This window comes from Nonomuraea sp. NPDC004354, from assembly GCF_053602555.1.
This window is the reverse complement of sequence record NZ_JBSGDV010000008.1, coordinates 280,775-302,055: the sequence shown is the minus strand read 5'-3', so window position 1 is coordinate 302,055 and position 21,281 is coordinate 280,775. Positions and strand designations below refer to the sequence as shown.

Genomic DNA, 21,281 nt, shown 5'->3' with positions numbered 1-21,281 from the left:
AAGTCCCTGCGTGTCCGCCGTTGGTCAGCGCAGGCGGCGGCGCAACGGCGAGGGCCGGTCCTCGGGCGGGGCCAGCCTGATCCGGGCGTCGACCGTGGCCGCGCCCCGCTCGGTCACGATGACCGGGTTGAGGTCGAGCTCGGCCACCTCGGGCAGGTCGTCCAGCAGCCGGCTCACGCGGGCGATCTGGTCGGTCAGGGCGGCGACGTCCACCGGCGCGGCGCCGCGGTAGCCGTACAGGAGGGGCGCGCAGCGCAGCTCGCCGACCAGCTCCGCAGCCGCGGCCGCGCTCAGCGGCGGCACCCTGAAGGCGCGGTCGGCCAGCAGGTCGGCGGCGATCCCGCCCATGCCCACCATGACCAGCGGCCCGAACGCGGGATAGCTGACGCCGCCGACGATGATCTCCACTCCGGCCGGCAGCTGGCGCTGGACGATCGCGCCGGTCATGCCCTCGACGGTGGCGGCCATCTCGAGGTAGGCCTGCCGTACCTCCTGCCGGGTCCGCAGGTTCAGCCGGACGCCGCCGGCGTCGCTCTTGTGCACCGGCCCCACGGCCTTGAGCACGGCGGGCAGGCCGGTTCGGCCGGCCGCATCGGCGGCGGCCTGCGGACCGTCGGCGGGCAGCGACTCGCACACGCTGATGCCGTAGCAGCCGAGCAGCCGGGCGGCGGCCGCGGGGGAGAGCCACCCCTCGGGCTCGCCGCGCACGATCTTCCGGGCGGTCTCGACGTCGGCGGCCGGCAGCTCGCCGACCGGTTCGGGCTTCCACTCGGCGTAGTGAACGGCGTGGGCGAGCGCGGCCAGGGCCTGCTCGGGGAAGGCGTAGGCGGGCACGCGCCCGTCGATCAGCCCGCCGTGCCCCATGACACAGGCCAGGACGGTGTTGGTCGCTGATCGGGTGGCGGCCGCGATGGCCTCGCGGGTGGCCTCCAGGCCGGATCCGAAGGGAGGGGTGTAGACGACGAGAACGGCGTCCACCTCGGGGCTGGTCGCCAGGGCCGCCACGGCCGCGCCGAGCTGCCGCGCGCTCGCCTCGGCGGTGAGATCCACGGGATTGCCCAGCGCGGCGGCCGGCGGTCCGTCCACCAGCCCGGCCGGCAGCTCGGGGACGACCAGCCCGTACCGCTCGCAGGCGTCGGCCGCCATGGCCTCGGGGCCGCCGCTGTTGCCGACGATCGCCACGCGCCTGCCCCGCGGCAGCGGCTGGTGGGACAGCAGCCTGGCGGTGTCGACCAGGTCCTGCAGCGTGTCGAGCCGGATGACGCCGGAGGCGCGGACCAGGGCGTCGACCGCGATGTCCGGGGTGGCGGCGGCCGCGGTGTGCGAGCGCACCGCCCTGCCGCCCGAGTCGGACCGGCCGCTCTTGACCAGCAGGATCGGCTTGGCGGCCGACACCCTGCGGGCGATGCGGGTGAACCTGCGCGGGTTGCCGAACGACTCCAGGTACAGCGCGATCACCGAGGTGGCGGCGTCGTCGGCCCAGTACTCCAGCAGGTCGTTACCGCTCACGTCCGCCTTGTTGCCGACCGAGACGAAGGTCGAGACGCCGAGCTGGTCCAGCAGGGCCGCGCCGATCGCGCCCGACTGCGACATCAGGCCCACGGGTCCCTTCTCTGGCCGGCGGTCCATGAAGGTGGCGTGCAGGCCGATGGCGGTGTTCGCGATGCCCAGGCAGTTGGGGCCGATCAGGCGCATGCCCGCCGTACGGCAGACCTTCAGCAGGTCCTGCTCGGCCTCGCGGTCGCCGCTCTCGGCGAAGCCCGCGGTCAGCACCACCAGCCCGGCGACCTGGGCCTCCGCACACTCGCGGGCGACCTCCGGCACGCGCGCCGCGGGTACGGCCACGACGGCCACGTCCACCTCGCCCGGGATGGCCAGCACGCTGGGGTAGCAGCCGGGGTCTCGCGGATTGACCGGGTAGACCGGTCCTTCGAAGCCGCCCTTGACCAGGTTGTCCAGCACGCGGCGCCCGATCGCGCGGGGATCACGGCTGGCGCCGATCACCGCCACCGAACGGGGTTCGAGCACCCGGGTGATCGAGGCGCGCTCGGCGGCGTGGTCCCGCGCCTCGATGGTGGCCGCCAGCCTGCCGGTCGGCGCGAGGGAGATGCGGATCTGCGTGACGCTGCCGTCGACGTGCCGCCTGACGTCGAGCCCGAGGTCGTTCAGGACCCGCAGCATCCGCACGTTCTCCGACAGGACCTCCGCGCTCAGCTCCTTGACACCGTGGTCGGCGGCGTCGAGGGCGGCGTGCTCCAGGAGCAGCGTGCCCAGCCCGTTGCCCTGGGCGGCGTCGTCGATCAGGATGGCCAGGTCGGCGAGGCCGTCGGTGAGAGGAATGCACTCGACCACCGCCACCAGCCGCCCCCGCAGGGTCGCCACCAGCGCGTGGCCGCCGTAGCCGTCGTCGGTGACCGTGTCCATGTAGGCGTGGGCCGTGGTCCGGCCGCTGGAGAAGAATCGCAGGTAGGCCGAGCGCGGGGAGGACCGGTCGACCAGCTCGTGCAACGCCTGCCGGTCGGAGGGCGCGAGCGGGCGCACATGGGCGATGTCGCCGTCACGCAGCAGCACGTCATAACCGTCAGTCATCGTGAACCTCTCCCAGGGCTCGGCATGGTGCGTGGCGCACCTCCCGCTGACGACACTTCCGCAGGCCGGAGCCGGCCGGGAGTGCCGGAGTACCTGCGCGCAGGGGGCGAAAGTCCCTAGTCGCCGGGGCCCGGCGACGACGAGGCTGGCGGTATGACGCACAGAGTGAGGGCACGGCCATGAACGTCGTCGTGGGCTATGACGGGTCCGACTACTCCATGCAGGCCCTGGACTGGGCCATGGACGAGGCCGAGCTGCGCAGGCTGCCGCTCACCGTCGCCCACGCCTGGCAGTGGCCGTACGGCGAGGCCGACGAGGAGGCCAAGCTCCACCTGCGCAAGGCCGCCGAGCACGTGCTGTGGCACGGCGCCGACTGCGCCAGGCACGTCAGCTCGGTCGGCAAGGTCGAGACCGACCTGTACGAGGGGAAGGCGGCTGAGCGGCTCGTCACGCTGTCCGGCGAGGCCGACCTGGTCGTCGTCGGCTCGCGCGGCCTGGGCGGGCTCCCGCTCGCCGTCCTGGGCTCGGTGGCCACCCAGGTGGCGACGTACGCGAGCTGTCCCGTCGTCGTGGTCCGCGGTCCGGGCCCGCTGCCGTCGATCGCGCATCCCGGCCCCGTCGTGGCGACCGAGGCCGAGGAGGCCGTCCTGGAGTTCGCCTTCAGGGAGGCGTCGCTGCAGCGGCTGTCCGTGCTCGCCCTCGCACCGCTTCCCGCGACATGGCGGGAGCGATACCCCGAGGTCCCGGCGCACACCGGGACCGAGACGCCGCGGGACGCCAGCCTGCTGGTGGTGGGCCGGCCCCGGCGTGGAGAGCTCGGCCGTCTCGCCGGCACGCTGCTGCGCGACGCCCGCTGCCCGGTCGCCGTCGTCCCGGTGACGCGAGAGGCCACGTCGTGAGCGGCCGGTTACCCGGTGTCGAAGCGCCGGTCGAGACCGGTGATCCGGATGATCCGCGCGACGTGGCCGGGAACGTTGGCCAGTCGCAGGCGGCCACCCACGCCGCGCGCCCGGTCATCGCCGCGGATCAGCGCGGTCAGCCCGCTGGCGTCCAGGAAGGTGACGTCGTGCAGATCGAGGACGACGTCGGGACGTGACCGGCTCAGCACGTCGGCCAGCAGGCCCTCCAGCCGGCCCGCCGTGGCGATGTCCACCTCGCCACGGCAGGTGACCGTCGTGCTCCCGCCGTCAGGCCGGTACGACAGCTCGAACGGGGCGTGCCGCCGGTGCTGCCCGGCGGGGTCGGTCCTCATCTGAGTCCTCGGCGGCGTGCGCTCGTGGGACGCCGGCCACATCAGGAACCGGTCAGGTTCCGCTGGAGGGCGGCGGTTTCCAGCTCACGTCTGAGCGTCTCCACCTGCTCCTCCAGCGTTCTCACGCGTCTTCTCAGGGCGGCCAGCTCCGCTTCGAACGGGCTGGCGGCGTAGGTGCCGATCGATCGTGCCATGGCGTGGTGGCCTCTCGGGTGCGTGTCGGGCGTCACAGGGTTTTCCTGCCCCCCTCGTTCAAGCGTGCTGGCTCGGTGACATGAACGGCAGGGCCGAAAGTCCCTCGACGTCCGCCGGCCGACCTGTCGGGAGGGTTCGCGCAGGTGCCAGTGGTGCGGGTTCGGAGGGAAGAGGTCTTATGGCCCTACCGCCCCCGGACTCGCCCTGAGAATGTCGTTGCGGAGCGGGAGGTGGGCAAGAGCATGGGGTTGACCTGGAAAGACGCCGGAGCCACAGTGCTGGCCGGGGCGAACGTGGCCGTCTACGCCGCCTTTCTCTGCGGGGCGCAGGTGCCCGTGGTCCGCACCGTGGGCGGGGCCGCCGCGACGATCGTGCTGGTGGGCCTGGTCGGGGGCTGCGCGCTGGGCAGGGTCGACCGCGACGCCAGGCCCCGCTCGCCCGCCACGCTGTTCTACACGGTCCTGGCCCGCGTGCTGGGAGTCGTCGCGCTCGTGTCGACCGCCATGGTGCTGGTCACCGCCAGCGAGCTGGCCCTCGCGGCGCTCTTCGTCGCCACCATGGCGCTGTGGCTCGGCGCCAGGGTGCGCAACGCGATGGCCCCGTAGTCCCGGCTGTCACGAGTGGGCGTTCGCCGCGCCCGCCGGCTCCGCGATGATCCTGCGCCCCGACACCTGTTCGATGCGGACCACGATGAAGTGGCTCCTGTCTCCCGGCGTCCAGGGGCGGAGCGGCAGCCGCGAAAGCCGAGCCCGCTCGTCGTCGTCCTGTACGGCCCGCGCCCGCCCCACCGCGGTGACCGACCAGCCGGTGTGCGTGCCGCTGTCGAACTCGTCGGCCTCGAATGCCACCACGGCCTGCCTGGTGGCCGCCGCCAGCTTCGACCCGAGGTTGGTCCTGATCACGATGGAGGCGTCGTCGAGGTAGAAGTTGACCGGCTGCACCGCCGGCAGCGCGTGGTCGGTGAAGACGATGCGCCCGATGTCGGCCGACGCCAGCAGCTCGAGACACTCCTCCGTGGAGAGGACTTGAAGGCCGGAGTCGTCTGTCTGCATGACATCCAGCCTGGCCGCTGGGGCGCCGGCCGGTGCAGAGGCGAAAGTCCCGACCTTCCGGGCGTCACGGGCATTGAGCCTTCCGTGGGGCCGAGGCCGTTCAGAGCGCGTGGATGCGCCGCCCGGTGATCTGCGCCGGGACGACGCGGATGTAGAGATCCCGCTCGCCGCCGGCCCACGGCGTCACGTCGACCTGCGGGACCTGGTCGGGGCTGAGGTGGTGGGCGGCTCCCTGGATGAGCACGCTCCATCCCTCGCGCCTGGCCTCGTCGATCCTGTCCACCTCGAAGCCGATCTTGATGTCCACCCCTTCGAGCCCGGTGCGCAGGTCCTCGTCCATCGGCCCGCCGTACCGGGTTCTGAAGATCACCGAGTCGTCCACGAACTGGTAGTTCACCGGCAGCACGGTGGGCCCGCGCAGCCCGCTGAAGGCGACGCGGCCGATGCCGCCCGGCGCGATGAGCCGCTTGCACTCCTCCTCGTCCAGGACCTCCACCGTCGGACGGGCCGTCGCCGGGCCCTTCCCCGGCGGGCGGTCCGTGCCGCCGCCGAGCAGCTCGTCCACGCTGGTCCCGAGGGCTTCGGCCAGGCGGATGAGCGTCTCCCTCGTGGGTGTGCCTGCGGACTCCTCCAGGTAGCGGAGGTAGCCGGCCGTCAGCATCGTCCGGTCGGCGAGCTGTTCGTAGCTGAGCCCGAGGCGTTCGCGGTGGTGTGCGATGCGGCGTCCGAGGTCGCTTCCCGCGGTCATGGCCACTCCTTGTCGGAAGGTGAAGGTACGGCGTGCGCCACGAAGAAGGCACGTGGCCGTCGGCCCCGGCTCCCCGTGGCGGCCCGGTCGATCAGGCGAGCACCCCGGGCGGGCACCACGGCGCTCGAGTCGAGCCGTGGCCGGTCCGCTCCACGTCGTGGTGGCTGGTCCGCGGGATCAGCTCCGGCTTCGCCTCATAGCCTAACCCGCGGGGTTGAACAGCGGTTCCTCGGCCGGGACCGGTGGCCGAGGGCGTGCCCCGGCCGCGCGCGGTGCCGCGGCCTGCGCCGCGGGCACGTGGAGGAGTTTCGCCGCCCGCAGGAACATGGCGGGATCCGGCTTGCCGGGCAGCGCGAACCTGGCGAGGTCCTCGCCGTCGACCACCACGTCGAACAGGTGCATCAGACCCGCGGACGTGACCACGGCCCTGCCGTGCCGGCTCGCGGAGACGACGGCGGTGAGGCAGCCGCGCCGCCGCAGCTCCCGCAGAAGCACGGCGGAAGGGCGCGGAACGTCCGCGCAGGAAGCCGTCGAAGACGTGCTTCCACGCCGCCGCGTGCAGGCGCGCGGTGTCGGTGACGACCCCGTCGGTGTCGAAGACGGCAGCGCGGATCCTGGTGAGGTCGATGACGGCCATGGCACGACGCTACGTGCGCGCCGGCGGTCCGCACACGGGCGTTGGACCCGTCGCGAGGGAACCTCCGGCCCTGTCGCCGCCGGCGGCACGGTGTTCCGATCGGCCCGCGCGCCTGCTGATCAGCAGGAGCTGCCCGGACGTCGTCACCAGGTCCGCCGCCTTGGCCCGGAGGCCGGACAGCCACCCGGTCGCGCCCGCCGCCGTCCGCAGGGACGTGCGGGCGATCAGCCTGGTACGGCCGTCGCCGAGGTCGCGCAGCACGGCCGAGCGGATGACCGTGGTGCCGCCGGTGTCACGGGTGAGCACCAGCGCCCGCCCCGGCTCGACCCGGGCCACGGTGCAGCCGATCCGCGCCAGCCGTCCGGGCACCGTCACGCCGACCTCCGGCTCGGGGAAGGAATCGGCCGCGAACCCGGTCACCGGCATCAGCCCCGGCTCGGGCCGGGCGCCCGCCGTGAACCCGGTCACCCGCGCCGGTTCCCGCTCGGGCCGGGCGCTCGCCGCGAATCCGGTCACCCGCAGCAGCTCAGGCCACACCGCCTTCGGCGGCGCCTGCAGCGTCACGGCCCTGGTGGCGCGCGGCGCGGCCGTACCCAGGTCGTCACCGGGCATCGGCGCGTACTCCTCGACGATGGTGGCTCCCCAGCGCCGCAGCCACGGACGGGCCGCGAGCACGGCGGCCGCCGCGGCGGCGAGCAGGATCGTCCTGACCTTCATGTCCGCCTCTCCTTCAGTACCGAACCCCGACAGGCCCGGCCGGACCCGCCGCCCGCGCGACCCGTCGGGCCCGTCCCGGCGCACCGGTTCCCGATCGCCCACAGGTCCGCACGGCCCGAGGCCGGAAGCCCCGAGCGGCCCCGGTCACCGCGTTTGACGGATGACCGCCAGCGGCCCCGGGGCGTGATGCAGCATGGCGTGGCTGACCGAGCCGAGCGCCATTCCCGCCAGCCCGCCACGTCCACGCGATCCGACCACCAGCAGATCGGCGGCTCGCGCCGCCGCCCGCAGCGCGTCCACCGGGTGGCCCTGCACGATCTCCTCGATCACCTTGACGTCCGGGTAGTGCTCGCACCAGCCCGCCAGCGCCTCCTTGAGCTGCCTGAACTCGTGCTGCTCGGTCTCGCGCCAGTCGCCCGGCACGGGCTGGATGCCGCCGCCGGTCTCGTACCGGTTCCAGACGTGGACGGCGCGCAGATCGGCCTGGCGCAGCGCCGCCTCCGCGAAGGCGAACTCCAGCACGTGTCCGGACTGCGCGGTGCCGTCGATGCCGACGACGATCTCCCCGTTGGTCACGGCGGGAGACTCCCGCACCACCACGACATCGCAGGAGGCGTGGCCCGCGACGCCGTACGCGACCGAGCCGACCAGCAGCCCGCGCACGGCGCTCAGCCCGTGGTTGCCCACCACGAGCAGCTCCGCCTGCGCGCCCTCACGGATCAGCGCTTCCCGCGGGTCGCCCGGCAGGATCGCCGTCTCCACCGTCAGCGTCGGCTCCAGCCGGCGTGCCCGGTCGGCACCCGCCTCCAGCACCGCCTCGGCGCCCTGGCGCATCCACTGGGCGATCTCCGAGTAGCGGCCATGGTCGGTCTCGCACGCCCATGCGTAGATGGCGTGCGCCACGCGCAGCGGCACACCGCGCAGCGCGGCCTCCCGCGCCGCCCAGGCCACGGCCTCCAGACCGGCGCGCGAACCATCGACACCGACCACGATCATGACGACTCCCTGACACGTCTGTCCGTAAGATGACCTTCTCCATGAGACGGCCCGGCGGCGGTCACGCGGTAGTGCCAAAGGTCCTCACTCTGGGCGTCTCACCGTGGCAGGGTCTCCCGCATGCGCACCGCCACCACCACGCCGGAGGCGGCCGTGATGGCGGCGATCACCCAGACGGCCGCGCGGACGCCGTACAGGTCGGCGAGCACCCCGGCGAGCAGGGCGCCCACGGCGAAGCCCCCGTCCCGCCACAGCCGGTAGACGCCCACGGACCTGGCGCGCCACGAGGGATGGGCGACATCGCCCACCGCGGCGAGCAGGGTGGGGTACACCATCGCGGTGCCCGCGCCGATCAACGCGACGGCGAGCAGCCATCCGGTGAAGTCGTTCACCGAGGCGACGATGCCCAGCGCCAGCGCCTGGACGAGCATGCCGGCGGTGATGAGGTGCTTACGGCCGACGCGGTCGGACAGCGCGCCCGTGAGCATCTGCCCGGCGCCCCAGACGGCAGGCAGCACGGCGGTGAGCACGCCGATCTGCGACAGGCCGAGACCGCCCGCGGCGAACAGCAGGGGGAACAGCCCCCAGGCCAGGCCGTCGTTGAGGTTGTTCACCAGTCCCGCCTGGCTGGCGGCCGACAGGGACGGGTCCTTGAAGCTCGTCGTGAGGAAGATCTGCCACGTTCGCATCTCATGGCCGTGGGCGTGGCTCGCCTCGAGACGCGCGTGCCCGTGCGTCTCCTTCACCAGAAGGGCGGACAGGCCGAGGCCGAGGGCCGCGTAGGCGAGCCCGAGCAGGAAGGGCGCCGGGCGCAGGCCGTACCGCTCGGCGAGGTAGCCGGTGACGAGCGCGGTGAGGGCGACCGCGACATAGCCGGCCGCCTCGTTCAGCCCCATGGCCAGGCCGCGACGCCGCGGGCCGACGAGATCGATCTTCATGATCACTGTCGTCGACCAGGTCAGCCCCTGGTTGACGCCGAGCAGCACGTTGGCGGCGACGACCCACTCCCACGCGGGCGCCCAGATCAGCAGGAGCGGGACGGGCAGCCCGATCAGCCAGCCCGCGACCAGGACGGGCTTCCTGCCGAAGCGATCAGAGAGCGTGCCGGCGAAGAAGTTGCTCGCCGCCTTCGTGGTGCCGAAGGCGACGATGTAGGTGAGGATCGCGGTGTACGCCTGGACGGCGAACGCCTGCTCGGCCAGCAACGGCAGGACCGTCCGCTCCTGCCCGAGCATGCCGCCGACCAGCGCGTTCACGGCCACCAGCAGGACGAACTGGGCGAGGTTGGCGCGCAGCCCGAGCCGGGTCGTCCCGCTCATCGATCGCGCTCCAGGGGCAGGCGGGTGATCCGCGCCCAGTCGTCCGCTCCGCCCGAAAGGATCGCCACGTGCCGATGCCCGGTACGGCGCAGCAGGCTCGCCGCCGTCGCCGCCCGCTCACCGTGGCCGCACATGACCACCAGCGGCTCGTCGCCGATGTCGGCGCCGGACAGCGCGCCGAGCTCCACATGGCGGGCGCCGGGAAGGTGCCCGTCGCGGAACTCGGCGGCCTGGCGCACGTCCAGGACCTGGCTGTCACCGACCTGGTCGGCGCCGACGACGTCGATCGTGTCGGCCGCGCCGCGCGGGACGTCGACGACCTCGCCCATCAGGTTCTCATGGCCGATCTTCAAGGACTGCCAGACGATCTCCTCCGGGTCCTGTTCGGGACCGCGCACGACGACGAACGGCTGGGTGGCGGGCACGATCCAGCCGAGCCAGGTGCCGAACTGCGCGCGCAACGGGATCGAGACCGATCCCTCGAGGTGGCCCCGGGCGAAGTCCAGGACGGGGCGCACGTCGACGACCATGGCCTTGGCGCCGAGCGCCGTGCCGAGGTCGATCGGGCGCAGCGACGGGCGCGAGGTGATGATGCCGGGGCCGCGCCGGTTGATCTCCGGCAGCCGGGAGAAGTAGGCCGGATAGCTGCCCAGCCCCTCGACGAGCCGACGCGCGAAGACCTCCGGATCCGCGATCCGCAGCAAGGGGTTGGCGCGCTTCTCGTCGCCGATCGTGGAGGTGCGCTCGGCGCGGGGAGGCGCCGAGCAGTACGAGCCCGCGCCGTGCGTCGGCCACACGGCGGCCTCGTCGGGCAGCCGGCTCAGCCGTTGCAGGGAGGCGTGCTGGGCCCGGGTCAGCGCCTCGGTCTGATCGGGTGAGACGAGGTCCGTCCGCGCGGCGGAGCCGACGATCAGCGACCCCCCGGTGAACACGCCCAGCGGCGCGTTGCCGTCCAGGAGAAGGAAGGACAGATGCTCCGCCGTGTGGCCCGGCGTCGCCAGGGCGCGCAGCGTCAAGCCGCCCAGGTCGACCTCGTCCCCGTCGCGCAGTGGCCTGTGCGGGAAGTCCCGCCGGCCGGCGGCGGAGGCGAGCACCGTCGCCCCGGCGTCGTGGGCCAGCTGGAGCGAGCCGGACAGATAGTCGGCGTGCAGATGGGTGTCGGCCGCGAACGCGACGGTCAGGCCGAGCCGGCCGGCGGTACGGTGCACGGCCCGCAGGTCCCTGGGTACGTCCACGGTCAGGGCGCGCCCGTCGCCCAGGTCCACCAGGTACGCGGTGTTGCCGAGCCCTTCGTCGACGAGCGGGATCACCTGCGATGGTGAGAAGCCCATGATGTTTCCTCCCTGGGTCTCATTGCTACAATATTCCAAAACTATTTGGAGGACTTTGGATGGGTGACCGGGCACGCAAGTCCCAGCTCTACGAGCAGTTCGCCCGCCTGGGCAAAGCCTTGGCGAACCCGCTGCGTCTCGAGCTGATCGACGTGCTGGCGCAGGGGGAGCGAAGCGTCGAGGACCTGGCCACGGCGTGCGGCCTCAAGCTCAGCAACACCTCCGCGCAGCTCAAGGTGCTCTACTCGACCGGCCTGCTGAAGACCAGGCGGGCAGGCACCCGCGTCTTCTACCGGCTCTCCGACGACTCGGTCCACGCCTTCGTCGAGACGATGAAGGTCCTGGCGGCCTCCTCGCTGGCCGACGTCGAGCGCGCCGCGCGCGAGTACCTGGGAGATGATCGGGACCTGGAGCCGGTGAGCCGTCCGCGGCTGGCCGAGATGCTGGAGACGGGCGAGGTCGTCGTCATCGACGTCCGCCCGGAGACCGAGTTCGCGGCGGGACACATCCCGGGCGCGCTGTCGATCCCGCACGACCAGGTCGCCACCCGGCTGTCCGAGCTGCCGCGGGAGAAGACGATCGTGGCCTACTGCCGAGGACGCTTCTGCGTGATGGCCCCTGACGCGGTGCGCCGGCTTCGCGGGTTCGGGTACGACGCCAGGACGCTCGAGGACGGCCTGCCCGAATGGCGGAACGCCGGGCTGCCGGTGGCCTCCTGAGCGGGACCGCGACCGCCGCGAGACGCGTGTCCGGCTCGACGCCGGCCCGGGCCCGGGTGGGCCGCTGTTCGAGGAGGATCCGCTGAGCCGGGCCGCCGGCCGGTTCGGGCGCCCGTCCTCGCCTCGTGCCCGCGCGCCGCAGGCGCAGCCGGGTGCGTCGGCCGGTCGGGCTGTCGGACGCCGGCCAATAGGGTGGGGGTGTGAAGCCCAGACGGCGCAGGAGAGCCCCCGAGGAAGCGCGTGCGGAACTGCTGGCGGCGGCCGCCGGGCTGATCGAGGAGCGGGGCCCCGACAACGTCAGGCTGAGACAGGTCGCCGAGGCCGCCGGGGTGGCCCATGGGCTGGTGACCCACTACTTCGGCACCTACGCCGCGCTCGTCCGCGAGGTGCTGATGGCCGAGGAGGCGCGCATCCAGCAGCGGATACACGAGCGCATCCGAGCCGAAGAAGGAGTGCCCACCGCGGCGGGGATCATGGGCGTGCTCTTCGACACCCTGGCGGACGAGCGTTACCTGCGGTTGTTCGTCTGGGCCGAGATGCACGCCGACTACCAGGGGGCCGTACGGCCGGACCTGCGACAGCTCATCGACGCGATCGAGGCGGGCATCCGCTCCGCGCTGGCCGGACGGCCGGCGCCGAGCCGGGCACGCGTCGAGGCGGTGGCGCTGATGGGCGTGTCCGCGGCGTACGGCTTCGCGATCGGCAAGCGATCGTGGCTGGCCGGCATGGGGCACGACCCGGACGACCCGGCGCACGAGAGGGAGTTCCGGGCCCAGCTCACCGCGATGCTGGCGGCGCACATGGTCGAGGAGTCGGGGCTCGAGCCCGCCGGCTGACCAGGCCGGTCCGCCTTATTCTCCAGTTGGCTAATAAGATGGCCCTCAGCCGCCCCGAACCGGGCGGTGCCCTCGCGTGGGTCGAGGTGCGGATCGGACATGACAGGACTGAAGATGACGGAGCATCCCGGGCGCACGGAGGACCAGCAGGTGCGGGCCTCCGACCACGAGCGCGACCGCGCCGCCGACCGCGTGCGGGTGGCCGCCGCCGAGGGCCGGATCGACCTGGCCGAGCTGGACCAGCGGCTCACCCAGGTCTACACGGCCAAGACCCACGCCGAGCTCGAACGCGTGAGCCGCGATCTGCCCGAACCCGGCCGCACCGACCTGCTCGTGGTGGACCAGCAGCCCACCTCCCGCGTCGCGCTGGGCGTGTTCGGCGGGTTCGAGCACGAGGGGCAGTGGGTGGTCCCGCGCACCTTCTCCGTGTTGTCGATGTTCGGCGGCGGCGTGATCGACCTGACCGAGGCCGTCTTCACCGCCCACGAGACCCGGATCAACGCCCTGGCCCTGTGGGGCGGCACCGAGATCGTCATCCCCGACGACATCGAGGTCAAGGTCAGAGGTTTCGGCCTGTTCGGCCTGTTCGGCAAGCGCGGTACCCGGCGCGGCAAGCCGGGCGCGCCGCGCATCGTGATCAGCGGCCTCGCCCTGTTCGGCGCCATCGTCACCAGGACCAAGGCCGCGGGCAAAGCCCCGCGATCGTGACCCGCGGGGCGTCCGGCCTGACGACCGCTCGCATCACCAGGACCAAGGCCGTGGGCAAAGCCCCGCGATCGTGACCCGCGGGGCGTCCGGCCTGGCGACCGCTCGCGTCGCCGGCGGGCCCTTCGCCCGCCGGCGGCCGCCGCGACGAAAGCCGCGCCAACGCTCAGGTCGTCCATCCGCGCGACGGGAGAAGAGATCTCCAGGGTTCGGCGGGTGTGCCGCGCCCGCCTGGACCGGCCGGCCCGGCCCCCGGGTACCCGAAGCCGAACCACGCCGGGCCGGCGACACGGCGACACGGCGGCACCCGGACCGCACCGGGCGGACCTCGGATCACGCGTGGCTGACGCCGTAGGCGCGATCGTCGGAGATGTCGATCTTGGAACGGTCGGGCAGGGCCAGGGTGGCGGCGAGGCCGATGACCGCACCGATGATCATGAAAATGGAGATCGCCTGCCAGCCGTAGTCATGCAGCAGCCAGGTGGCGATCAGCGGTGCCGGGCCGCCCGCGATGATCGAGGCGAGCTGGTAGCCCAGCCCGGCTCCGCCGTAGCGCAGTCCGGTGGGGAAGCTCTCGGCGATCAGGGAGGCCTGCGGGCCGTACTCCATGGAGTGCTGGAGCTGCACGATCATGACCGTCAGCAGGATCACCGTCGCGTTGGCGGTGTTGAGCAGCGCGTAGTAGGGGAAGGCGATCACCGCCAGCACGATGGCGCCGAGCGCGTAGACGCGACGGCGGCCGACGCGGTCGCTGAGGTGCCCGAAGTACGGGATGGCGACGAGCTCGACGGTCGCCGCGCAGGTGACCGCGGCGAACGCGAACGTCTTGCTCATCCCGATCTGCTCGGCGGTGATGTAGGTGATGACGAACGTCGTGTAGAGGTAGAACGGCATCTGCTCCGAAACCCGCAGCAGCGCGCTCAGGATGACCTCCTTCGGGTGCCTCTTGAGCACCTCGACGACGGGCAGCTTGGCGACCTGCCGCTTCTCGAGCAGCTGGGCGAAGATCGGAGTCTCGAGAACCCGCAGCCGCACCCACAGGCCCACGGCGACCAGCACCAGGCTGAGCAGGAACGGCACGCGCCAGCCCCAGTCCTTGAAGGCGGGGCCCGCGGCGGCCGCGAACAGCGACATCGCCCCGGTGCCGAGGATGAGGCCGATGGGCACGCCGATCTGCGGCCAGCTGGCCATCAGGCCACGCCTGCGCTGGTTGCCCCACTCCATCGACAACAGCACCGAGCCGCTCCATTCGCCGCCGACCGCGATGCCCTGGAGGATGCGGAGCACGACGAGCAGGATGGGCGCGATCACCCCGATGCTGTTGGTGCCGGGCAGCACCCCGATCAGCGCGCTGGACACGCCCATCATGACCAGGGTGATGATCAGCGTGGCCTTGCGGCCGATCCGGTCACCCCAGTGTCCGAAGATCGCGGCACCGACCGGCCTGGCGACGAAACCCACCGCGTAGGTGGCGAAGGCGGACAGGGTGCCGGCGTAGGGGGTGGACTTCGGGAAGAAGACGTCGGCGAAGACCGTCGCCGCGGCCGTGCCGTACAGGAAGAAGTCGTACCATTCGATGGCGGTGCCCACGACGCTGGCCGTGGCGGCCTTTCTCACCTGGGACCGGTGTTCCGTGGCGGGCAATCCGCTGCTCTGCGTCACCGTCGCCTCCTCACCCCGTTTCCGCGAGGAGTACCCCCTCTCACCATGGCAAACATGGTGTTTCAACGGGTGCGAGGGAACGAACTCGCGCCGGCCGTACGGTGGACGAGCGGGCATGTCATGGTGGGAGCAGTGCGACGGATGAGTTCCGGTCGCGCGGTAGTCCAAGAGGAAAGCCGCGATGAACCTGGAGGGACGAGATGACCCACCGCGAGCCCATCGAGACCGCCAACCTCGACCGCTACGGCGACAAGCCGCTGCCCTGGAGCAGGGCCCGCGAGCGCCTCGAGGCCGACCTGCCCAAGATGGGTACCCCGGCGTTCCTCGCGACGACCAGGCCCGAAGGCCGCCCCCACTCCGCCGGGATCGGCGCCCTGTGGCTCGACGAGGACATCTATTTCACCAGCGGACCCGGCACCCGCAAGTCGCGCAATCTGGCGGCCAACCCGGCCTGCACGATCTCCGTCCGGCTCGAGGGCCTCGACCTGGTCCTCGACGGTGAGGCCGCCAGGGTCACCGACAGTGCGACGCTGGAAAAGGTCGCCGGCGGCTACCGCGCGGGCGGGTGGCCCGCCGAAGTGGAGGGCGAGGCGTTGACCGCTCCCTACAGCGCGCCGAGCGCGGGGCCGCCGCCCTGGTACGTCTACCGTTTCGCGGTCGAGACCGCCATCGGGGTCGCCACCGCCGAGCCTCACGGCGCGACCCGTTGGCGCTTCCACCGCTGAACCCCGCTGAACCCCGCTGAACTCCGCCGAACCCCGCGACGACACCGGCCGAGGTGACGATCTGGACGGCCGTCAGCGCCGACTGGTGTCGCTCCCGGCGCGCAGCGACGCCCAGATCCGGTCGGGCAGCAGCCGGGCCGACTCGGCCAGGTCGATCTCCGGGGCGCCGGCCAGCCACCGCCTGGTCACCTCGGCCACCGGCCCGATCAGGAGCATCTCCACCTGCGCCATCGGCAGGCTCGCGACCGTGCCCGCGTCCATGTGAAGGCGTATCCAGGCGACCAGCCTGTTCAGGCGCGCCGCCTTGCCTGCCGCGATCCGCTCGGCGTGCGGGCCGAGGTCGATCGCGTACGGCGCGGCGTGGATGAAGCGGGCCTTGTCGGGGTGGCCGGCGGTGAACCCCAGGTAGGCCAGCACCGCCTGCCGTACACCGTCGCGGGCGCTCGCGGACTGCTCGACGGCGGCGATCAGGGTGTCGAGGAGGTCGTCCATGCACCGGCTGTACAACTCCGCCGCCAGCCCCTCCAGGCTGCCGAAGTGGTGGTAGAGGCTGCCCATGCTCACGCCGCTGCGCGTGGTCACGGCCCGCAGGGTGAAGTCGCCCGGGTGGACCTCGAGCGCCGTGTCGAGCAGCCGCCGGACCGTCTCCTCGCTGCGCCTGTGCCTGGTCACCCCGCCGACGTTAGCGCCTCGGCCTCCTTCCACAGACCTTCGGCCAGCTCGCCGTCCCGCGCCGGACCCTGCAGCGGGATCTCCTCGGTCAGGTTGAAGTAGCGGCCGGTGCCGCTCTCGCGCGCCAGCCGTACGACGGGGGCGGCGCCCTCCTCGGGCGTGGCCCACCGGCGTTTGGCGAGCTTGAGCAGCCATCCGAGGGGTCCGTGCCGGTCGCCGAGACCGGTACGGATCACGCCGGGATGCACGGCGTCGATCGTGATGCCGGACTCGCGCCAGCGCTCGGCGAACAGCGGCACCATCAGCACGTTGCACAGCTTGGTGTCGGCGTAGGTGCGGATCGGGTGGAAGCCGGCGCCCACGGAGGTGCGGCCCACCTCGGCCTTGCCCTTGACGTAGAGTCCCGCGCTGACCTGGACCACGCGGCCGAGCCTGTCCTCGAGCAGGTGGTTGAGCAGGAACGGGGCCAGGTGGTTGACCGCGAACGACTCCTCCAGGCCGTCGCCGGTCAGCGTGCGACGGCTGGGCCACAGTCCGGCGTTGTGCACGAGCACGTCGACGCGCGGGCATCGGGCGCGCAGTTCCTCGGCCAGCGACCGCACGGACGCGACCGTCGTGAGGTCGCCGGACACGCACTCCACATCGCCCCTGATGCCCGCCGCGGCCTGCGCGCCGCGCTCCGGATCCCTGGCGACCAGCAGCACCTTGAACCCGTCGGCCGCCAGCCGCTCGCACACCGCGTACCCGATGCCCCGGTTGCCGCCGGTCACCACCACTGTGGACGTCATGCCAGAGCATTTTTCTGGAGAAATGCTCTAATTTCAAGCGTGAGGCCACTTCCACCCGGCTTCTCAGGAGATGGAGGTGAACGGCCGACCGTCCACGGAGCCGCTGATCGCCGTCCGCTCGGTGGCCTGGAAAGGCTTCCACGACAGTTTCACCGCCCGCCCGTCCACGGTCAGGTCGGCGCTCACGGTCTCGCCCAGCGCCAGCGTGCCGCTCACGGCGACGTCGGCGGTGTAACGCACCTGGTCGAGGCGGATGACGCGGCCGTCACCGGCGAACGTGACACGGCCGCCGCGCAGCCCCGTCTGCTCGGTGAGACCGGCGTGGAGGAAGGACAGCGGGTTGCGGCGTGACAGGACGTCTGCCGCGGTGGCGTAGCCGACGGCGGCCGGCCGCCGGTCCCGCGCCGGGAGGATGCGGGCGGGCATGGGCTTCACGTCCGCGCCGGACAGCGGGAAGGACCCGATCGCGGTGTAGCTCGCCAGGTCGCACCCGGTGGCGGCCGGCGGTCGGCCGGGGTCGGACAGGAAGGCGCGCAGGACGGTACGGGCGCAGCCCTCGCTCCAGGCCATGCTGTGCGCGCCGTAGCGGACGGGCAGCAGGGTGCCGCGCGGGAAGCGCCTGATCACCGGGGAGACCTCGGCGGGACCGTGCGTGTCGAAGTCGCCGGCGACCGCCAGCGCGGGGACGGCGGGGAAGGCGGCGGCCGGTGGCACGGGCGGCTCGTCGCGCGGGGTGGGCCAGTCGACGCACAGGTGGGCGGGCGTCATGCCCCCGAGCTCGGCCAGCGTGAACGGGTAGGTCGGCCGCTCGCCGGCGTGGTAGGCGGCCAGCTGCGCGGCCCGCCGCGCCGCGCCGGCCGTCCGGTCGAAGGCGAAGGCGCCGTCGTTGCAGAGATAGGCGACGTAGCCGGCCCACTCGGCTCCCGCGGTCGGCGGCATGGGCATCGCCCTGACGACCTCGGCCAGCCGGTGCAGGGGCGCCCGATCGCCGCGCAGGTAGGAGACGGTCGCGGCGGCCAGCTCGCGTCCGACGGTCGCCTCCTGCGGCGACCGGCTCAAGGCGACGAGGGCACGCATGAAAAGCTCGGGGTCGGGGTGCGCGCGGACCCGCTTCACCAGGCGGGCGAACGTCCGGCCGGCCTCGCCGGGCAGCCGCGCGCACGCGGACGACGACCGGCACACCAGGTCCAGGTTGTCCAGGCGGAACCTGATCGGCCAGGTCGCGCGGCCCGCCGGGGACGGGGTGACGACGCTGTCGAGGAACACCGCGGCCGTGCGGTCGGGGAAGCGGGCGGCGTAGGCCTGGACGAACAGCGTGCCGTAGGAGTTTCCGTAGAAGCTCACCTTCGGCACGCCGAGCGCCTGCCGTACGGCGTCGAGGTCCGACACGGCCTGGTCGGTGGCGAAGTACTGCGCGCGCGGGCCGAGCTGGGCCGCGCACGACGCGACGGTGGACGGCCGGGCGAGGTCGAGCCCCTGGCACCGCAGCGGGCTGGATCTGCCCTGCCCGCGCGGCTCGACCACCAGGAGGTTGTGGTCGCGCAGCACCGGACCGAGCGTCTCCTCGATGATCGGTAACGCCGGCAGAGCGGGCAGCGGGCCGCCGGGGTCGGCGAGGACGGTGCCCTTGGCCCGCGCGGCCGGAAGCCAGGCGAACGCCACCCGGATCCGCTCGCCTCCCGGGTCGCTCCAGTTCAGCGGGACGGAGATCTCGCCCTCGCATCGGGTGCTCGCGGCGGCGCACGGATGCAGGTCGGGCGGGGCGGCCGGGGGCGGTGCGGCCGGGGGCGGTGCGGGCCACAGCAGCGCGGCGGCAAGAAGGATTCTCATCCCTCCAGGCTGCGCCCGCGGACGCCGGGCGACCTCCTGCGCCCGCACGATCAGCGGCTGGGAGCACGCTCCTACGACCGGCCCGCACCGGTGGGGAGCCGCGCCGCGCGCCCAGGTCAGCCGGCGTCGTCCAGGCCGGGGACGGGCGCCCCTGACGGGACGCCGACCGCGACATATCCGTCGTAGTAGACCTTCCAGGGCGGTGTCATGCCCGTGTGCGCGCCCTCGTGGCGCCCGCCCCGGGCCGCGGCCGTCCAGCATCCGGTGGCTTCGGTCATGGTGGCTCAGTCCTCCGCGGGATCGGCGTGCCGCGGGCCGGCCGTCTCGTCGAGGCGGCTGCCCAGGGCGTCGAGGCCGGCGTTCCACAGCTTCCGGTACGGCTCGAGCCACGCGTCGAGCGCGGACACCCGTCAAGGCATATAGACGGTGCCGCCCCGCGCACGGGCCCAGGGCAGGGCACGTGCGCGGGGCGATCATGATCAGACCCCGAACGCGGCCGGATACCTGATGGTGCCGGCCGGCACGGGCCGGGCGGCGTCGAGGACGAGCGCCATCATGTACCGGTCCTCGACGTCGAAGGGCGGGCGGATGCCGTACCGGGAGGCCGGGACGAAACCGAAGCGCGGGTAGTACTCGGCGTGGCCGAGCACGAGCACGAGGCTCTCACCCTGCTCGCGGGCGGCCTGCAGGGCCGCGCGGATGGCCGCGGACCCGGCGCCCCGCCGCTGGTGTTCCGGCCGTACGGCGCACGGGCCCAGGGTGAGCGCGGGGGAGTCGCCGACGTGGCAGCGGGTGAGCAGCGCGAACGCGGCGACGTCGCCGCCGGGCTCCTCCGCCACCCACGACAGGCCGGGAATCCAGGCCCCCTGGTCGGCGCGCAGCGCCTCGACCAGGTCGGCCTCCTGCGGGGTGGGGAAGGCGGCGAGGTTGACCTCGCGGATCGGGCCGAGGTCGGCGCCGGTCTCGGAGCGGGTGAACCAGGTGATGGTCATGGCGGTGGTATCCGTTTCGGTGTGAGTCGGGGGAAGCGGCGGGACGATGCCGTCGCCGTTCACAGCTGCTGGTCCCTGAACTTGTAGGTCGCGCGCAGATGGCTGGTGATGGCCTTCTGCCGGTTGACGCGGTCGCCGCGGAGCCTCGCGTCGGTGCGCGCGGCCTCCCAGGCGGCCTCCCGTTGCAGCTTGCGGTAGCCGTCCAGGCGGCGCTCGGCCAGCTCGCCCGCCCGGATGGCGGCCTGTACGGCGCAGCCTGGCTCGGTGTCGTGGGCGCAGTCGCCGAAGCGGCAGGACTCGGCGAGCCGTTCGATCTCGGCGAAGACCTGCTCGAGGCCGTCGGCCGCGTCATGGAGGCTCACCGCGCGCAGGCCCGGGGTGTCGATGAGCACGCCGCCAGCCCGAAGGGGGACCAGCTCGCGGCGGACGGTGGTGTGGCGGCCCTTGCCGTCCTGCGCGCGCACCGCGCCGGTGGCCAGCAGTTCCTCGCCCAGCAGGGCGTTGCCGATGCTGGACTTGCCGACCCCGGAGGGCCCGAGCAGCACCGTGGTGCCCTCGCCCAGCAGCGCGGCCAGGACATCCATCCCCTGGCCGGTGGCCACGCTGGTCACCACGATGTCCACGCCGGGCGCGAGCGAGCGGACCTCGCTCTCCACGGCGGCGGCGTCCGCGGCGAGATCGGCCTTGGTCAGGGCGATCACCGGCCGGGCGCCGCCGGCCCAGCCCAGAGCGAGGAACCGCTCCAGGCGGGCGGCGTTCAACGGGGCGGCCAGGGAGACCGCGACGACGACGGTGTCGACGTTGGCGGCCAGCACCTGCCCGTGGGAGGAACGGGCCGCCGACGCGCGCACGACCGAACTGCGCCGCGCAAGCAGCGCCACCAGTTCGGGATCCCGGTCGGGGCGCAGCGCGGCCCAGTCGCCGGTGCACGGCGCGTCCACGGGATCTGCGGACCTGGACGCCGGGATCGTGGCTCGGACCAGGCCGTGCTCGGCGATCGCGTCGCACGAGCCGCGATGCACGCGCAGGATCCGCGCGGGAACCAGGCCTGCCTCGCGGTGGCCGGCGAAGGCATCGTCGAGCGCTCGCGTCCAGCCGTACCGGGACAGGGTGGATGAGTTCGAGAAAGAAGAAGTCAACGTGAGACACCTTGCGGGAAGGGACCCCGGCGCGACTCAGGTGTCACCCGCCTGAACGAGCCGGACGGCTCACGGCAGGAGGGCAGGAATGGGTCAGACCGGGGCCCGGGACGTGAGGATTGTCCGGGCGCTGCGCAGCGCAGCGGTCTTCACCGCGGTCATCAAACCTCACCTCCCCCTCATCCGGTACCTGACATCAGCGATCGACACCTTAGCACGCACGCGCGGACCCGGCACGCCGGCGGAACGGGCGCGTGGCCGACCTGGCGGGCATCCTCCGCCCCGCCGTGCCGACAACGGATCCGTTCCGGGCACCGGCCGGCCACCAGGCCGCGGGGAGACACCCGATCGGCGTCATCCGGTCGGCGGCGGTCCTG

General features: G+C 73.0%; 24 protein-coding genes. 6 read left to right on the top strand and 18 right to left on the bottom strand.

Going from position 1 to position 21,281, the window contains the following annotated elements:
• Window positions 1–24: 24 nt before the first annotated feature.
• Window positions 25–2,589 (bottom strand): bifunctional acetate--CoA ligase family protein/GNAT family N-acetyltransferase, encoded by a 2,565-nt coding sequence (locus ACWENQ_RS24090; RefSeq protein ID WP_452416248.1) that lies wholly within the window; start codon window positions 2,587–2,589, stop codon window positions 25–27.
• 179 nt (window positions 2,590–2,768) lie between these two features.
• Here ACWENQ_RS24090 and ACWENQ_RS24085 point away from each other — a divergent pair, with 179 nt between their 5' ends.
• On the top strand, window positions 2,769–3,488 hold the full coding sequence (locus ACWENQ_RS24085) for a universal stress protein (RefSeq protein WP_449923849.1): 720 nt from the start codon (window positions 2,769–2,771) through the stop codon (window positions 3,486–3,488).
• Window positions 3,489–3,496: 8 nt separating this feature from the next.
• Here ACWENQ_RS24085 and ACWENQ_RS24080 read toward each other — a convergent pair whose 3' ends face one another.
• On the bottom strand, window positions 3,497–3,841 hold the full coding sequence (locus ACWENQ_RS24080) for an STAS domain-containing protein (protein ID WP_449923843.1): 345 nt from the start codon (window positions 3,839–3,841) through the stop codon (window positions 3,497–3,499).
• Window positions 3,842–3,882: 41 nt separating this feature from the next.
• The gene (locus tag ACWENQ_RS24075; RefSeq protein WP_449923840.1) at window positions 3,883–4,035 is read right to left on the bottom strand and encodes a hypothetical protein; all 153 of its coding nucleotides are present in this window, start codon (window positions 4,033–4,035) and stop codon (window positions 3,883–3,885) included.
• A 243-nt stretch (window positions 4,036–4,278) separates the two neighbouring features.
• Between ACWENQ_RS24075 and ACWENQ_RS24070 the strand changes: the two genes are divergently transcribed.
• A complete protein-coding gene (locus ACWENQ_RS24070; RefSeq protein ID WP_452416246.1) occupies window positions 4,279–4,641 on the top strand; it encodes a hypothetical protein in 363 nt (120 codons plus the stop codon).
• Between the two features lie 9 nt (window positions 4,642–4,650).
• On the opposite strand, the gene ACWENQ_RS24065 is transcribed toward ACWENQ_RS24070, so the two are convergent.
• From ACWENQ_RS24065 to ACWENQ_RS24035, 7 genes are all read right to left on the bottom strand, one after another.
• Window positions 4,651–5,088 (bottom strand): pyridoxamine 5'-phosphate oxidase family protein, encoded by a 438-nt coding sequence (locus tag ACWENQ_RS24065; protein WP_452416245.1) that lies wholly within the window; start codon window positions 5,086–5,088, stop codon window positions 4,651–4,653.
• 100 nt (window positions 5,089–5,188) lie between these two features.
• Window positions 5,189–5,836: a helix-turn-helix domain-containing protein gene (locus tag ACWENQ_RS24060; RefSeq protein WP_452416243.1), complete on the bottom strand. Its 648-nt coding sequence runs from the start codon at window positions 5,834–5,836 to the stop codon at window positions 5,189–5,191.
• 201 nt (window positions 5,837–6,037) lie between these two features.
• The gene (locus tag ACWENQ_RS24055) at window positions 6,038–6,331 is read right to left on the bottom strand and encodes an HAD family hydrolase (protein WP_449923830.1); all 294 of its coding nucleotides are present in this window, start codon (window positions 6,329–6,331) and stop codon (window positions 6,038–6,040) included.
• A gap of 151 nt (window positions 6,332–6,482) precedes the next feature.
• A complete protein-coding gene (locus ACWENQ_RS24050; protein ID WP_449923828.1) occupies window positions 6,483–7,190 on the bottom strand; it encodes a hypothetical protein in 708 nt (235 codons plus the stop codon).
• A 144-nt stretch (window positions 7,191–7,334) separates the two neighbouring features.
• Entirely contained in the window at window positions 7,335–8,186 is an 852-nt protein-coding gene (locus ACWENQ_RS24045) for a universal stress protein (protein ID WP_452416241.1), read from the bottom strand.
• Window positions 8,187–8,284: 98 nt separating this feature from the next.
• Complete coding sequence (locus tag ACWENQ_RS24040) at window positions 8,285–9,505, bottom strand: MFS transporter (protein WP_354917549.1); 1,221 nt, start codon at window positions 9,503–9,505, stop codon at window positions 8,285–8,287.
• On the bottom strand, window positions 9,502–10,836 hold the full coding sequence (locus ACWENQ_RS24035) for a rhodanese-like domain-containing protein (protein ID WP_452416240.1): 1,335 nt from the start codon (window positions 10,834–10,836) through the stop codon (window positions 9,502–9,504). Before ACWENQ_RS24035 ends, ACWENQ_RS24040 begins: the two co-directional genes overlap by 4 nt.
• Window positions 10,837–10,895: 59 nt before the next feature.
• On the opposite strand from ACWENQ_RS24035, the gene ACWENQ_RS24030 reads away from it, so the two are divergent.
• From ACWENQ_RS24030 to ACWENQ_RS24020, 3 genes are all read left to right on the top strand, one after another.
• Complete coding sequence (locus ACWENQ_RS24030) at window positions 10,896–11,555, top strand: ArsR/SmtB family transcription factor (protein ID WP_452416238.1); 660 nt, start codon at window positions 10,896–10,898, stop codon at window positions 11,553–11,555.
• Window positions 11,556–11,755: 200 nt separating this feature from the next.
• A complete protein-coding gene (locus ACWENQ_RS24025) occupies window positions 11,756–12,391 on the top strand; it encodes a TetR/AcrR family transcriptional regulator (protein WP_354917558.1) in 636 nt (211 codons plus the stop codon).
• Between the two features lie 99 nt (window positions 12,392–12,490).
• A complete protein-coding gene (locus tag ACWENQ_RS24020) occupies window positions 12,491–13,099 on the top strand; it encodes a DUF1707 SHOCT-like domain-containing protein (RefSeq protein WP_452416237.1) in 609 nt (202 codons plus the stop codon).
• A 330-nt stretch (window positions 13,100–13,429) separates the two neighbouring features.
• Here ACWENQ_RS24020 and ACWENQ_RS24015 read toward each other — a convergent pair whose 3' ends face one another.
• Complete coding sequence (locus ACWENQ_RS24015) at window positions 13,430–14,758, bottom strand: MFS transporter (protein WP_452416235.1); 1,329 nt, start codon at window positions 14,756–14,758, stop codon at window positions 13,430–13,432.
• 200 nt (window positions 14,759–14,958) lie between these two features.
• Between ACWENQ_RS24015 and ACWENQ_RS24010 the strand changes: the two genes are divergently transcribed.
• On the top strand, window positions 14,959–15,483 hold the full coding sequence (locus ACWENQ_RS24010) for a pyridoxamine 5'-phosphate oxidase family protein (RefSeq protein WP_449923805.1): 525 nt from the start codon (window positions 14,959–14,961) through the stop codon (window positions 15,481–15,483).
• A gap of 72 nt (window positions 15,484–15,555) precedes the next feature.
• Here ACWENQ_RS24010 and ACWENQ_RS24005 read toward each other — a convergent pair whose 3' ends face one another.
• The 7 genes from ACWENQ_RS24005 to rsgA form a co-directional block, all read right to left on the bottom strand.
• Window positions 15,556–16,155, bottom strand: a complete 600-nt coding sequence (locus ACWENQ_RS24005) for a TetR/AcrR family transcriptional regulator (protein WP_452416233.1) — start codon at window positions 16,153–16,155, stop codon at window positions 15,556–15,558.
• Window positions 16,152–16,943: an SDR family NAD(P)-dependent oxidoreductase gene (locus ACWENQ_RS24000; protein ID WP_452416232.1), complete on the bottom strand. Its 792-nt coding sequence runs from the start codon at window positions 16,941–16,943 to the stop codon at window positions 16,152–16,154. The genes ACWENQ_RS24005 and ACWENQ_RS24000 overlap by 4 nt, the downstream gene beginning before the upstream one ends.
• A 63-nt stretch (window positions 16,944–17,006) precedes the next feature.
• Window positions 17,007–18,773, bottom strand: coding sequence for an alpha/beta fold hydrolase (locus tag ACWENQ_RS23995; RefSeq protein ID WP_452416231.1), 1,767 nt, complete (start codon window positions 18,771–18,773; stop codon window positions 17,007–17,009).
• A 116-nt stretch (window positions 18,774–18,889) separates the two neighbouring features.
• Window positions 18,890–19,051, bottom strand: a complete 162-nt coding sequence (locus tag ACWENQ_RS23990; RefSeq protein WP_452416229.1) for a hypothetical protein — start codon at window positions 19,049–19,051, stop codon at window positions 18,890–18,892.
• Between the two features lie 6 nt (window positions 19,052–19,057).
• Window positions 19,058–19,180 carry a hypothetical protein gene (locus ACWENQ_RS23985; protein ID WP_452416227.1) on the bottom strand — a complete coding sequence of 41 codons (123 nt, stop codon included), beginning with the start codon at window positions 19,178–19,180 and terminating at the stop codon, window positions 19,058–19,060.
• Between the two features lie 72 nt (window positions 19,181–19,252).
• On the bottom strand, window positions 19,253–19,765 hold the full coding sequence (locus ACWENQ_RS23980) for a GNAT family N-acetyltransferase (RefSeq protein WP_452416226.1): 513 nt from the start codon (window positions 19,763–19,765) through the stop codon (window positions 19,253–19,255).
• Window positions 19,766–19,824: 59 nt separating this feature from the next.
• Window positions 19,825–20,904 (bottom strand): ribosome small subunit-dependent GTPase A, encoded by a 1,080-nt coding sequence (rsgA, locus tag ACWENQ_RS23975; protein ID WP_449923786.1) that lies wholly within the window; start codon window positions 20,902–20,904, stop codon window positions 19,825–19,827.
• Between the last annotated feature and the right edge of the window lie 377 nt (window positions 20,905–21,281).